This window comes from Cutibacterium sp. KB22876, from assembly GCF_059728865.1.
The window spans coordinates 1,117,366-1,130,561 of sequence record NZ_AP040858.1; the positions used below are offsets into that span (position 1 = coordinate 1,117,366).

The 13,196-nt window shown below is 64.5% G+C and carries 10 protein-coding genes and 1 pseudogene; 4 read left to right on the forward strand and 7 right to left on the reverse strand.

Annotated features, from left to right (window positions below):
* Positions 1 to 116: 116 nt before the first annotated feature.
* Positions 117 to 1,446 (forward strand): annotated as a pseudogene (locus AC6I1W_RS05105) (ISL3 family transposase).
* Positions 1,447 to 1,769: 323 nt separating this feature from the next.
* On the opposite strand, the gene AC6I1W_RS05110 reads toward AC6I1W_RS05105, so the two are convergent.
* From AC6I1W_RS05110 to AC6I1W_RS05120, 3 genes are read right to left on the reverse strand one after another with little or no spacing between them, the layout of a single operon-like run.
* Complete coding sequence (locus AC6I1W_RS05110) at positions 1,770 to 2,252, reverse strand: S-ribosylhomocysteine lyase (RefSeq protein WP_171048616.1); 483 nt, start codon at positions 2,250 to 2,252, stop codon at positions 1,770 to 1,772.
* Positions 2,253 to 2,278: 26 nt separating this feature from the next.
* The gene (gene manA / locus AC6I1W_RS05115; protein WP_270237299.1) at positions 2,279 to 3,460 is read right to left on the reverse strand and encodes a mannose-6-phosphate isomerase, class I; all 1,182 of its coding nucleotides are present in this window, start codon (positions 3,458 to 3,460) and stop codon (positions 2,279 to 2,281) included.
* A 48-nt stretch (positions 3,461 to 3,508) separates the two neighbouring features.
* Complete coding sequence (locus AC6I1W_RS05120) at positions 3,509 to 3,793, reverse strand: DUF3263 domain-containing protein (RefSeq protein ID WP_016667042.1); 285 nt, start codon at positions 3,791 to 3,793, stop codon at positions 3,509 to 3,511.
* A gap of 335 nt (positions 3,794 to 4,128) precedes the next feature.
* Here AC6I1W_RS05120 and groL point away from each other — a divergent pair, with 335 nt between their 5' ends.
* From groL to AC6I1W_RS05135, 3 genes are all read left to right on the forward strand, one after another.
* A complete protein-coding gene (gene groL / locus AC6I1W_RS05125) occupies positions 4,129 to 5,760 on the forward strand; it encodes a chaperonin GroEL (RefSeq protein WP_016667043.1) in 1,632 nt (543 codons plus the stop codon).
* A 192-nt stretch (positions 5,761 to 5,952) separates the two neighbouring features.
* On the forward strand, positions 5,953 to 6,744 hold the full coding sequence (locus AC6I1W_RS05130) for a CPBP family intramembrane glutamic endopeptidase (RefSeq protein ID WP_270237331.1): 792 nt from the start codon (positions 5,953 to 5,955) through the stop codon (positions 6,742 to 6,744).
* Positions 6,745 to 6,747: 3 nt separating this feature from the next.
* Complete coding sequence (locus tag AC6I1W_RS05135) at positions 6,748 to 7,434, forward strand: copper homeostasis protein CutC (RefSeq protein WP_493536905.1); 687 nt, start codon at positions 6,748 to 6,750, stop codon at positions 7,432 to 7,434.
* A gap of 26 nt (positions 7,435 to 7,460) precedes the next feature.
* On the opposite strand, the gene AC6I1W_RS05140 is transcribed toward AC6I1W_RS05135, so the two are convergent.
* From AC6I1W_RS05140 to AC6I1W_RS05155, 4 genes are all read right to left on the reverse strand, one after another.
* Complete coding sequence (locus AC6I1W_RS05140) at positions 7,461 to 8,471, reverse strand: serine hydrolase (protein WP_270237303.1); 1,011 nt, start codon at positions 8,469 to 8,471, stop codon at positions 7,461 to 7,463.
* Positions 8,472 to 8,515: 44 nt separating this feature from the next.
* Positions 8,516 to 10,174, reverse strand: coding sequence for a DNA repair helicase XPB (locus tag AC6I1W_RS05145; protein ID WP_016667047.1), 1,659 nt, complete (start codon positions 10,172 to 10,174; stop codon positions 8,516 to 8,518).
* 62 nt (positions 10,175 to 10,236) lie between these two features.
* A complete protein-coding gene (locus AC6I1W_RS05150; RefSeq protein ID WP_284950384.1) occupies positions 10,237 to 12,366 on the reverse strand; it encodes a helicase-associated domain-containing protein in 2,130 nt (709 codons plus the stop codon).
* Positions 12,363 to 13,124, reverse strand: coding sequence for a hypothetical protein (locus AC6I1W_RS05155; protein WP_371258412.1), 762 nt, complete (start codon positions 13,122 to 13,124; stop codon positions 12,363 to 12,365). The genes AC6I1W_RS05150 and AC6I1W_RS05155 overlap by 4 nt, the downstream gene beginning before the upstream one ends.
* Positions 13,125 to 13,196 lie beyond the last annotated feature (72 nt).

Genomic DNA, 13,196 nt, shown 5'->3' on the forward strand with positions numbered 1-13,196 from the left:
TCCCAGATGAGGGTGTAGCGCACGTTGCGCGGCGGGCCGGCGCGTCGGTGGCCGGATAGAGGTCGAGGTCTCTCGAGGATGAGAGCTCTTACACACTCAGCCCGAAAGACCTCGACGTGTACGACTCTACCGTCGGCGGGCGCGTTGATGCGTTGGCCAGCCCCGACCTGACTGTCTTTTGCCGCCTCGACGAACTCGGCCTCGTTGTCACCGGGCAGCGACTCGGCCCGGATCGTGCCGTATTGGCCTGCCAGGTGGTCGAGCCCGACCAGTGGTGCCGGTGCTGCGGCTGCGAGGGGAGACCACGTGACACCGTGGTCCGACGGCTTGCCCACGAACCACTGGGCTGGCGGCCTACGACGCTGGAGGTCGTTGTGCGCCGTTACCGTTGCAGCGGCTGCGGGTATGTGTGGCGCCAGGACGCCACCGCCGCGGCCGAGCCCCAGGCCACGTTGTCTCGGCGCGCTCTGCGGTGGGCGCTGGAAGGGATCGTGGTCCAGCACCTGAGCGTGGCTCGGGTCGCCGAGGGGCTCGCGGTGGCCTGGGACACCGCCAACGACGCCGTTCTGGCCGAGGGCAAGCGGGTGCTGATCGACCAGGAGCACCGCTTCGAGGGGGTGAAGGTCGTCGGGGTCGATGAGCACGTGTGGCGCCACACCCGTCGCGGCGACAGGTACGTCACCGTGATCATCGACCTCACCCCGGCACGAGATGGCACCGGCCCGGCACGGCTGCTGGACATGGTCGAAGGACGCTGCAAGCAGGCGTTCAAGACCTGGCTGGCCGACCGCCCGCAGCAGTGGCGCGACGGCGTGGAGGTGGTCGCGATGGACGGCTTCACCGGGTTCAAGACCGCCGCCGTCGAGGAACTGCCCGACGTGGTGACCGTGCTAGATCCCTTCCACGTCACGCGCCTGGCTGGCGAGGCGCTCGATGAGTGCCGACGGCAAGTTCAGCAGGCCATCTGTGGGCACCGCGGCCGCAAGGGCGACCCGCTCTATGCCGCCCGCCGGACCCTGTCGACCGGCGCCGACCTGCTCAACGACAAGCAGAAGGACCGACTGGACACCCTGTTCGCCGACGACGCCCACGTCGAGGTCGAGGTCACGGAGCGTCTACCAGCCCATGATCGCCGCCTACCGCCACGAGAACCGGCGCCACGGCCGCGAGCTGATGGCCCGGCTCATCGACTCGATCAGCACCGGCGTCCCCAAGGCCCTGGTCGAGATCACCAAGCTCGGCAGAACGCTGAAGAAGCGCGCCGCCGACGTCCTGGCCTACTTCGACCGGCCCAGCACCTCCACCGGGCCCACCGAGGCGATCAACGGCAGGCTCGAGCACCTGCCCGGCTCGGCACTGGGGTTCCGCAACCTGACCACCTACATCGCCAGATCCCTGCTCGAGACCGGCGGGTTCAGACCCCGACTACACCCTGGATTCGGATGAGCCACCAAAGCTATCAATGGTCGCTTCGAACATGATCCATAGCTTGGCCCTTGGGTTTTGGTAATGCTGCCAAGTACAATACCCGCACGCAGATGGATTCAGACCCCCAACTACGCCTTCGATTGTGAAGAGTCCGTATCTTGATCATTGGGGAGGGGTTGTTGAAACCCCATTCTCTAAGGGAATTTCTCCATTCCCAGTGCCGACACCATTCACCGTGTGGGGTGCTCCGATGTCGATCGGAGCACCCCTTGTCCGGGCGTATGACGGCATGTTTCCCTGTGATTTGCACTCTGGACGATGAATCGACATCGCAGGAGCGCTCAGGCCATCACCTGTTCCCATTCGTCACGGTGGTCCAGCATCCGTCGGACGGCGTCTTGAGCCGCCTCGAGCGAGTGGCTGGCTCCCCATCCGCACTGAATCTCATTGGCGGCTGGAGTGGCATCGAGTGTGAGAATGTCACGCAACGTTGTTTCGACCAGCTCGCAGGTGGCTGGTACGTCCGGCTCGCCGACCATGATGAGGTAGAACCCGGTCTGGCATCCCATCGGTCCGAAGTCGATGACGGACTCTGAATGGTTACGCACGCACTCGGCGAAGGAGTGCTCGATCGAGTGGATCGCAGGCATCTCCAGATGATCCTTGTTGGGCTGGCAGAACCTCACGTCGTACTTGGTGAGGGTGTCGCCGGCGGGCAGGTGCTTGACGTCCGCCACGCGGACAAACGGTGCCGCTACCTTGGTGTGGTCCAGGTTGAAACTCTCGACGTTCATCTTGTGTGCCATGGGTCCATCCTCTCGCAAGCTCTCGAATTCCACACGAGGCAGCGTCACACCCCGGCAGCAGCGAGGAATCCGTCGCAGTTCCCGTCCACCTGTACCTGTTCGCCAGCAGGAATCCAGGCGGCCTGTCCACGCACGATCTCGTCAGTGCCCTGGGGGCTTGAGCACACCGCATAGCCACCGGTGATGAGCAGGATTCGGGCTAAGTCGTTGGCCGGCAGGATGGCTGGACGGGTGGTGTCGAGGTCGAGTTCCCATAGTCGGAACTGTTCATCGGTGCCCGGGAAGACCCGCATACCTGGATCTACCTCTTCGGCCGTCATGACCCATGGTTCCTGCGTCTGGAAGTCCACGATCTCTATCAAGGAATCGACGTCGATGTGTTTATCGGTGAGTCCACCACGCACGACGTTGTTGGAATCAGCCATGATCTCGATTCCCGTTCCTGACAAGTAGGAATGCATGAGACCGGGCGGAACGGCTAATGCCTCTCCGGGCCTGAGATGAATGCGGTTGAGCATCAGTGCTGTCAGGATCGATGGGTCTCCGGGGAAGTACTCGTCGAGCTCGACAGCGGTGCGCGCGAACTTACCCAGCGGGGTGTCCTCGCCAACATGGTTGACGGCCCCGGACACCACCTCGGTGACGATCTGCCGGCGCAGGTCATCTCCGGCGAGGCAGTCGAGGAAGGTCTCGGCCAGTGCCGCCGGGCCGGAACGCTCGGTCAACGATCCCAACACCGGATCCACCGGAATACGAATGTCCAGCCCGTCGAAGAGTTGACGGGTCTCATGCGGATCCCGGAACCCGCACAGTCCCTCGAAGTCGCTCATGGCGACGAGGATTTCTGGCTTGGGCCAGTCATCGACGAAGGTGCGCTGGGAATCGGTGACGTCAACGCCAGCCTGGTTCTCGCGTACGAATCCATTTCGCGCCATACGGGCGTCAGGGTGGGCCTGGAGGCTCAGTGGGCGGCGAGCCGAGAGGATCTTGAGCAGGAAAGGTAGCCTGGATCCGAAGGCATCACGGCTGCGCTCACCCAGCTCCTCGGGGTGCGCGTCGAGGTATTCGGTGAGGGGAGCACCGTCAAGGGTCGATGGCGAGGTTTCGTGGGCCCCGAGCCAGTACTCGGCCCAGGGCTGGCCGTCGGCTTCCCTTCCCAAGATATCAGGGATCGCGTCATAGGAGCCCCAGGAGTACGTCCGGACCGTACCGGTCAGGCGTTTCATAGTGTGCCTCTCGTCAATGGCGTCGCATCGTTGACAACGCCGCGTGTGTCATCCGAGCAGCTGCGCGCTGCGGGCCTTGCGCTTTTGACTGCGGACTCGTTGCAGCCTCCCGACAAGGGCGGGCGCATATCGCGCGGCCGACTCATCGTCGATCAGCTCGTTGAGTCGTAAGTGGTAGCGGGGGGACGACATGTTGAGCCTCTCGCGGATGACGGTCTCCTTGTCAACACCCGGGTTCCCGGTCTGCCAGGACTCCTCGAGATCCAGAATCGCGCGGTCCGATGCACTGAGATCGCTGGACGTCGCGGTTTCGGGGGCGGGAGAATCTGACACAAGGCCAGTCTAGGGCGCGCATCACAATCACCACCCGGTGACGCGACGCAATCTGCCTGACGCCATCGTCGGCAGCACAATCAGTCACTTTCCGCTCATCAACTCTTTGCACTCACTGGGTGCGAGTGCTAAACATGTCATTGGCACTCGGCAAGCGAGAGTGCTACTGCCCGAATCGGTGTTGCGAGTGCCGACGAGGGTGGTCATCCCGGTGATGAGATCACCAGATCGTCCGTCGCGGGCATCACGGGGAAATACAACGCGGGGTCGCTCCCGCCACACCATCTGACGTCCACGGGCTGCCAGGCCCACCGGAGCGGAGGAATTCCCCAAACATGGCAAAGCTCATCGAATTCAACATTGAGGCCCGCCGCGGGCTCGAGGCGGGTATGAACACCCTCGCCGACGCGGTCAAGGTCACCCTCGGCCCCAAGGGTCGCAACGTCGTTCTCGAGAAGTCGTGGGGCGCCCCCACCATCACCAACGACGGTGTCTCCATCGCCAAGGAGATCGAGCTCGACGATCCGTACGAGAAGATCGGCGCTGAGCTCGTCAAGGAGGTCGCCAAGAAGACCGACGACGTCGCTGGCGACGGCACCACCACCGCCACCGTTCTCGCCCAGGCCATGGTCCGTGAGGGCCTGCGCAATGTTACCGCCGGCGCCAACCCGATGGGCCTGAAGAAGGGCATCGAGACCGCCGTCGAGGCCATCAGTGCTCGTCTGTCCGAGATGGCCATCGACATCGAGACCAAGGACCAGATCGCCTCCACCGCCTCCATCTCGGCTGCCGACACCACTGTCGGTGAGATCATCGCCGAGGCCATGGACAAGGTCGGCAAGGAAGGCGTCATCACCGTCGAGGAGTCCAACACCTTCGGCCTGGAGCTCGAGCTCACCGAGGGCATGCGCTTCGACAAGGGCTACATCTCGCCCTATTTCGTCACCGACACCGAGCGCATGGAGGCTGTCCTCGAGGACCCCTACATCCTCATCGTCAACTCCAAGATCTCCTCGCTGAAGGATCTCCTGCCGATCCTCGAGAAGGTCATGCAGTCCGGCAAGCCGCTCTTTGTCATCGCCGAGGATGTTGAGGGAGAGGCCTTGGCTGGCCTCATCGTCAACAAGATCCGCGGCACCTTCAAGTCTGTCGCCGTCAAGGCCCCGGGCTTCGGCGACCGTCGCAAGGCCATGCTCAACGACATCGCCATCCTCACCGGTGGTCAGGTCATCTCCGAGGAGGTCGGCCTGTCCCTCGACGCCGTCACCCTCGACCTGCTGGGCCACGCTCGCCAGGTTGTCGTCACCAAGGACGAGGCCACCATCGTTGACGGTGCCGGCGACTCCGAGCAGATCGCTGGACGCGTTGCCCAGATCCGCAAGGAGATCGAGAACTCCGACTCCGACTACGACCGCGAGAAGTTGCAGGAGCGCCTCGCCAAGCTCGCCGGCGGTGTCGCCGTCATCAAGGTGGGTGCTGCCACCGAGGTCGAGCTCAAGGAGCGCAAGCACCGTATCGAGGATGCCGTGCGCAACGCCAAAGCTGCCGTCGAGGAGGGCATCATCCCTGGTGGTGGTGTCGCCCTCATCCAGGCTTCCAAGGCCGCCACGATCGAGGGGCTGGAGGGTGACGAGCTCACCGGCGCCCAGATCGTCCGGACCGCCTGCTCCGCCCCCCTCAAGCAGATCGCCATCAACGCTGGTCTCGAGGGTGGAGTTGTGGCTGAGAAGGTCGCCGGTCTGCCCGCCGGAGAGGGCCTCAACGCTGCCACTGGCGAGTACGTCGACATGGTCAAGACCGGCATCATCGATCCGGCCAAGGTGACCCGTTCGGCCCTACAGAACGCCGCTTCCATCGCGGCTCTGTTCCTCACCACCGAGGCCGTCATTGCTGACAAGCCTGAGCCTGTGAAGGCCCCGGCTGGCGGCGATATGGATGGCATGGGCGGCATGGGCGGAATGATGTGATCTAGCTCATTCGATCCACAATGGGGCGTCCCCGCGGGGACGCCCCATTGTTGTGTCCGATGGCACTACTGACGAGTGTCGGTAATCGACTAGTCTCGGACGGTGCCCCCGACACCCACATACCGTCGTCCCGTCGATCGTTTCCTGGCCGGAGCCGGCACCTTCCATCCGCTGTTGTCAGTGTTGGCAGCAATGACCATCCTCGGGGTGGGACAGGGTGGTTTCGCGCTTGTGCTCACGGCCTTGGTAGGTGGTCATCCAGACGCTCAGACTTCGACGATCCTGCTTCTGGCGTCATTCTCAGGGGTCTGGTTGCTGCTGTGGTTGTGGATGAGGTTCGTCGAGCAGCGGCCGATGGTGTGCCTGGGTTTGCGCGGGCTCGCCCGGGACATCTGGATCGGCGTGGCAATCGCAGTGGCGGTTCTGGCAGTTGACGTCGCTGGCATGACAGCCAGCGGCCAGGTCCGGATGGCGTGGGCCCATCCTGATGCCATGAGCGCGGTGCTCGTAGCCGCCTCGCTCCTGTTGTTCGTGGTTCAGGGGTGTGCCGAGGAAGTTGTGCTGCGTGGCTACCTCATGCAGTCGGTCGCAGCGAAGTGGGGGGTTCCTGCTGGCCTTGCCATCCAGGCTGTGGTCTTCGCTGTCCTCCACGGAGCGAACCCGGGGATGACGTGGATTGCACTGGTCAACGTTGCGGGATACGGCCTCATGCTGGGTCTATTAGTGGTGTGGCGAGGAAATCTGCTCGCCGCTATGGGATTTCACAGCGTGTGGAACTGGTTGCAGGGAGTGGTATTGGGATTCGACGTCTCCGGACTGGGATTCAGAAACACCCTGATGACGGCTGACAAGACGGTCGGATCCCATTTCTGGCTCACCGGAGGAACCTTCGGGGCGGAAGGATCCATCATCAGTACCGGCGTCCTCGTCATCCTCATCACTGGACTTGTCGTGACGATTCGGCGCGACTGGCGCAAGAATTAGGCCATGGCATTGCTCGAGGTCATCTGTCTGCACGAGAACGACGCCAAGCGGGCAGCACAGGGAGGTGCCGATCGCATCGAATTGGTCGGCACGATGGACGACGACGGTCTTGCGCCCAGCCCAGAAGTGCTGGCACGCACCCTCAGCGCCGTTGACATCCCGGTGCGTCCCATGCTGCGCCTTCACGGTGGATTTCGCGCTGACCCGCACAGACGTGACGAGATGCTCCACCTGGTCAGCACCTATCGTGACCTCGGTGCTGACGGGCCGGTGCTGGGATTCCTCGACGAGGCCACCGGGGTTGACGTGGGGACCGTCACCGAGCTGACGGCGGGCTGGCCGGGCTGGACCTTCCACCGAGCCATCGACAACAGCCTGGAACCCGACAAGGCATGGGTACAGCTGCTGGGCCTGCCGAGGCTCGATCAGGTTCTCACTGCCGGATCACCGCGGGGGATCGATCACGGTCTCGACGACCTCATCGCCCGAGCCGAGGCCACCCCGTGTGTGGCCGAGCTCATCATGGCTGGTGGCGGTCTGCGGCCCGAGCACGTCCCGTGGCTGTATCGGGCCGGGGTCAAGGCCTTCCACATCGGCGGCCCGGCTCGTCCCCAGGGGTCGTGGAAGGCGTGGGTGGACGTCGATCTGGTGAGGTCATGGCGCGATCTCGTCGATCGCCTCGACGGATGACCGCGACTCGATGAGTCGGGGAGAACTCAGAACGCCTGAATCCACACGTCCCGGGTTCCGGGTGCGCGGAAGGGGATGTGACCGTGGTCGTCCCCGACAGCCTGAGGCGCCGGGGCGGCGGTCTGAGTCGGCCGAGCTGACGGTGGCGGCGGAGGAGTCGTCACGCTGCGAGGCTGGTGACGGGCAATGATCCGAGCCATCCCCTCGATGGTCTCGACGAGGTCCTCCATGGGAGCCGTGGTTGAATGGGTCAGTCCAACTGCGGTGTAACCCTTGGTTCCGGTGGAAGCCACGGAATTGACGTGCCAACCGTCATCACGTGGCAGCCATCCGTTCTTGACGTAGGGCGATCGCATCCCCGCCGTCATACCCCAGTCTTGGTCCTCAGCAACGCTGGACATGAGCTCCCTGGCATAGGCCTGCATGGACTCGGGAATGATCTTGTTGGGGCAGAAGATGTGGTCAGCGAGCACGACCTGGTCGGCGGCCGTCGTCGAGGTCAATCCCCAGTGGTCATCGGGGTCGAAGGTGGTGTGAGTGGCACCCATGCGGTGCATCGCCCTGCGAACCCCGTCAGCCCTACCAACCCTGTTCCACAGGGCAGTCGCGGCGTCGTTGCTGGAGTTCTCGATCATGGGGACCAGAAGGTTCTTCTCGGCTCCGGAAAGCTGACGTTTCTCACCCGCAGCCTGAATCATGACCGTCTCCATGATTGCCAGCTTGATGATAGATGCGGTGATGTAGTGCGTGGCCCCGTGATTGAGAACGTGGATGTTGCGTTGTCCATGCACCCTCATGGCGACCGACTGCTCGCCATCGCGGGTGTTGAGGTATTTCTTGAGCTCGTTCTGGTACGGGAACGTGACGTAGGGTCCGGGAGCAGCCGGATTGGCGACCCTCGTCGGAGCGGGCCTGCGCGGCTCGGGGTGATCTGGTCGGTTCGCGGCCTGGACTGCCGGTAAGCCGATGGCCGTCCCAGTAGCTATGAGCAAACCGCCTAACGCAGTGCGCCTGGAGAATAGCGCCTTCCCAGACAATTACGTCCCCCTTCTTCCACGGCCCATTTCGTTCACATCCATTTTCACGCTGTCCGGTCCAGGGCGTCCAAATCGTCCGCATCGACGATGCGATACGAGTACCCCTGTTCGGCGAGGAAACGTTGACGGTGACTGGCGAAATCGGCATCGACGGTGTCTCGGGAGACGACCGCGTAGAACCTGGCCACGAGCCCGTCCTTGGGTCGCAGCAGACGGCCCAGACGCTGGGCTTCCTCCTGTCGGGACCCGAATGCCCCCGACACTTGAATGGCGACCTCGGCACTCGGCAGGTCGATGGAGAAGTTCGCAACCTTGGAGACCACGAGTAGGTCGGTAAGCCCTCCGCGGAAATCCTGGTAAATCTTCTGACGCTTGGTTGGAGTGGTGGATCCGGTGATGATCGGACACCTCAATTCCGCGGCCAGCTCCTCCAGCTGGTCGACGTACTGGCCGATGACCAGGGTGGGCTGGCCGCGATGGCGGGCTACCAGGTCCGCAACCACCCGGTTCTTGATCGGCAGGGTCGCGGCCATCCGGTAACGGACGTCCGGTTCTGCCATGGCGCAGGTCATCCGGTCGGACTCGGGCAGGCTCACCCGCACCTCGACACAGTCGGCAGGAGCGATCCAGCCCTGGGCCTCGATCTCCTTCCAGGGAGCGTCGTAGCGCTTGGGCCCGATGAGGGTGAAGACGTCGTCCTCGTGGCCGTCCTCGCGCACCAGAGTGGCCGTCAACCCCAACCGACGGCGTGCCTGTAGGTCGGCCGTCATGCGGAAGACCGGAGCCGGAAGCAGGTGAACCTCGTCATAGATGACAAGCCCCCAGTCACGGGCCTCGAAAAGCTCCAAGTTGGGGTGCACACCCTTACGCTTGGTCGTGATGACCTGATAGGTGGCGATGGTGACTGGCCGCACCTGCTTGCGTGAACCGGAGTACTCACCGATCTCGTCGGGGGTCAAGGTGGTGCGACGGACGAGCTCCTCCTTCCACTGCCGAGCCGAGACGGTGTTGGTGACGAGGATGAGTGTCGTGCAGCGGGCCAGGCTCATGGCAGTCGCCCCGACAACGGTCTTGCCGGCGCCGCAGGGCAACACGACGACTCCGGATCCACCGTCCCAGAAGTTTTGGGCAGCCATCCGCTGATACGGACGAAGACTCCAGCCGTCCTCGGTCAGATCGATGTCATGGCGCTCGCCGTCGACGTATCCCGCAAGGTCCTCGGCGGGCCATCCCAACTTGAGCAGAGCCTGCTTGAGGGTGCCGCGCTGGGAAGGGTGGACCACTGCCGTCTCATCATCGATCTGGTCGCCGACGAGGCCACGGACCGATTTGGATCGCAGTACCTCGGTGAGCACGGCCTTGTCCGTCGACACCAGGACGAGTCCGAGGGTGGGGTGCTTCTCGATGCGCAGACGACCGTAACGAGACATCGTCTCGGTGACGTCGATGAGGAGTCCGGATGCCACCGGATAACGGGAGTACCTCATGAGGGTGTCGACGACCTGTTCGGCGTCGTGACCAGCGGCCATCGCATTCCACAGACCCAGTGGGGTCAGTCGGTAGGTGTGGATGTGTTCGGGAGCCCGTTCCAGCTCCGCAAACGGGGAGATGGCATGACGGCACTCGTCCGCCAGAGGGTGATCCACCTCCAGCAAGAGGGTGCGATCGGACTGGACAATGAGGGGGCCGGGTAGAGAAGTCATCACTTCCAGTATCGTCCCTGATCCCGGATTTGTTCCTACTTCGAGGGGTCGATGGGACGTCGTCAGGCCGGTTGGCAGGCGGTGATCCGGGACACCGGGACGACCGCCGCCCCGCCACCACCACGGATGACGCATCGCACCGCCCCCGCCGCGACCGCCATGATCCGCACCGTCTGGCGCACCGCAGTGCCATCGTCGATGACTCGCTCGATCCGCATCCACGCACCCTCCTGCTGGGCTTGGTGCAGCTGGGCGAGAAGCTGACGGCGATCCGAGAACCCACGGCCCTTGTTGTTGAGCAGTGCCGTGGCAAGGCCCTCCGGATCGGCCTGCGGAGCCGAAGACGTGAGGGCGTCGACCTTGGCGCGTGGGGGAGGAGGAGTCGAGAAGACGTCGCCGTGGGAATCGCGGGCTACGGGGGACATTCCCAACTGGCGCAGGCCTGCCAGCACCTGATCAGGTTCTGCCTGGGCCACCAGCACCTGCGGTCCAACTCGACGCAGTCCCAGATCAGTCGCCAGGGAACTGCGCAGAATGGCCTCGACGGCAGCCGGGTCGTCGACCTCCAGCAGGGCACCAGCTGCGGCCACCGACACCCGACCATGATCACGAACGACGTCGTCGAGGAGGACCAGCAGACTTTGGGGAACATCGCTGAGGGAGTGATCCGTCCACCACTGACGCACACGGTCCCCAGTCCACCCGGCGTCCAGGGCACGACGCAGACTGGTCCGGGTGAATCGCCGTACACCGGCAATCCCGGTGGACTCCCGATCGGCCAGCAGGGCCAGGTCGGCGGCGGTGTCGGGGGTCAGCGGGCCGGGGGCGATGGCGGTGAGATCGGACTGCAGGATCACCTCGTCAGTGCGTTCCGGCATGTCAGCGCAGGTGAGGGAATCGACGAGATCGGTGCGTGCTCCCAGAGCGATCAGCCCCAGCACCCGGCACTCGTCGAGGACAGCCTCGACCAAGGAGTTATCGACTGTGGTGCCCGGCTGACGCCACCGGATGCGGTCGGCGACGAGGCCGGCCTCAACGGGAGTGCCGGGTTCAGCTGTGCTCAGTTCCTCGTGGACGAGGCGTCGCCACGCGCGGGCAGTTGCCGGCGACGAGGCATCCAAGGTGTTGCCCAGGCTTCCGGGAAACTGCGGGATGCGTCTCCAGGCATCGCGCAAGCTCACCCACTGGCCCCACAACGAATCAGTGCGCCAGCGATCCGCGAGCGAGGTGGGCAGCCAGCCGCGCCCGTCGGCACCGATGAACCCGCCAGCCGCCGCGACGGCGAGGTGCACCCAGCCATCGTCCCCCGTGGCCACCCGCGACAGCACGGTGCGGGCGTCCCGCTTGGCCATGCCGCCACTGGCCAGCAGGGCACAGTCATGACGCTCCACCCCCTCCAGCAGGGCGGACATCGCGCTGACGGCTTCCAGCGCCGTCCCGAGGCCGGCACGATTGACCAGGGTGGTCTGACGCGGCTCGGGCCATGCCGGTGGGGTGGGGCTGGGCTGTTCGGCAAAGAGACGATTCCCGCGCAGGGGCAGGGCCACCTCACGGGGCAGGACGACGGTGTCGTCGCCGAGGGGACGCAACAGGCGGTGGGCCAGCGCCATCTCGACGGGAGTCGTCGCAGTCTCGGGCGTCACCGTGCGTCGAGCATTGGGGAGGTGTCCGGTGGGGGACCACACCAGACGCTCCAGCACGGCGTGCGCCTTGGGGCCCGCGGCAGCCAGTCTCTCGGCCACTTCCTCAGAACTCATGGGCATGACGGACACCGGTGCCAACCCGGCCGGGTATCCGGGCAGGTGAGTGGTGACGACCTGAATGACGTGCAGGTGGCCGGAATCCTCCAGGACGAGAACCATGTCGAGCAGATCGGAGACGCCGTCCGCGACATCGGCACGAATCGTGTCGGGCTTGGGCGGCCATCCCTGGCAGATGGCGTCAGTCAGTTCATCCAGCGTGAGGTCTCCCAGTGCCGCCAGGGCGGTCAGCAGGCTCAGTCGCCACCGATCAAGGCTGGAAATGGCGGCATTGATGGAGGCGTGGGTGCCAGCCCGCGAAGAGACCTCAGCGAGGTCGCGTGGGGTGGGATTCGCCAGGTCGGGACGCAGGGTCAGAAGCCGAGAGAGCCTCTGGGCGTCCAGACCCCGAATCGTGGAGGCAAGGGTCGTCGGTTCATCAACCGCACTCATCGACGTGGCCTCGGGTCCCGAGGCGTCAGCTGACGATCAATGAGGAGGAGCCCGAGTGCGAGCATCACGACGCATCCCAGGCGAGACATCCATGCGAACTGGGCCGGCACGGTTCGTACCGGCGACTCGATCGCGCCACCGATGATGATGACGACCGTCACAGCGGTGAGAGCCTTGCTGAGGCGTCCAGCGGCGAATGGGTGACGCCATGCCAACCACCATGCGAGGAGCAGTGCCGGTATCGACAGTGGGGACCACACGCATCCCAGTGCGAGCACGACGATCCACGGCCATCCCAACGCTCGACACAGGTCCATGATGGACCGGCTGCCGGCGGTGGCGGGCATGCGCGGATCAAGTCGCCGGGGCATCCGGACGGTCTTGAGACGCGGCGGGGGAACCGTCGAGACGGGGTCTCCCGCCGGAGCTGCCCAGGTCGAGGAGCTACTGGCCAACCGGCTTGTGCGGATGGGTTCATGCGGATCTCGATGCTCAACACGGGGGCCGGTCAGTCCTGCCTGGGTGGAGAACGGGTCATGGGGTTCGCGGTGGCCTCGACGACGCGGTATCAACTCGGCCAGCGGGCGGTAGTCCCCACCCTGGTAACCACGGGGAGCGACTGATGGCTTCCCGGCAGCCGGGTTGGCAGGAAGGCTCGGGGTCTCGAGAGGAGTGACCCGAGGAGCTTGGAAGGCACTCGGAGCAGGACGGGAGCCGACGACGTCTACGGGTGCTCCCCTGACGGTGTTCTGTGCCATGTCTCCATGGTAGGGGGTAGATCTGACCAAGCGGTGCGCTCAGTGTGTGCGGGTCAACGCTCACAGGAGATG

Excerpts from the sequence above, each read along its gene's own strand:
- manA (WP_270237299.1), bottom strand. The coding sequence starts at position 3,460 with ATGAAACGCCTGACCGGTACGGTCCGGACGTACTCCTGGGGCTCCTAT.
- groL (WP_016667043.1), top strand. The coding sequence starts at position 4,129 with ATGGCAAAGCTCATCGAATTCAACATTGAGGCCCGCCGCGGGCTCGAG.
- AC6I1W_RS05130 (WP_270237331.1), top strand. The coding sequence starts at position 5,953 with ATGACCATCCTCGGGGTGGGACAGGGTGGTTTCGCGCTTGTGCTCACG.
- AC6I1W_RS05135 (WP_493536905.1), top strand. The coding sequence starts at position 6,748 with ATGGCATTGCTCGAGGTCATCTGTCTGCACGAGAACGACGCCAAGCGG.
- AC6I1W_RS05145 (WP_016667047.1), bottom strand. The coding sequence starts at position 10,174 with ATGACTTCTCTACCCGGCCCCCTCATTGTCCAGTCCGATCGCACCCTC.
- AC6I1W_RS05150 (WP_284950384.1), bottom strand. The coding sequence starts at position 12,366 with ATGAGTGCGGTTGATGAACCGACGACCCTTGCCTCCACGATTCGGGGT.
- AC6I1W_RS05155 (WP_371258412.1), bottom strand. The coding sequence starts at position 13,124 with ATGGCACAGAACACCGTCAGGGGAGCACCCGTAGACGTCGTCGGCTCC.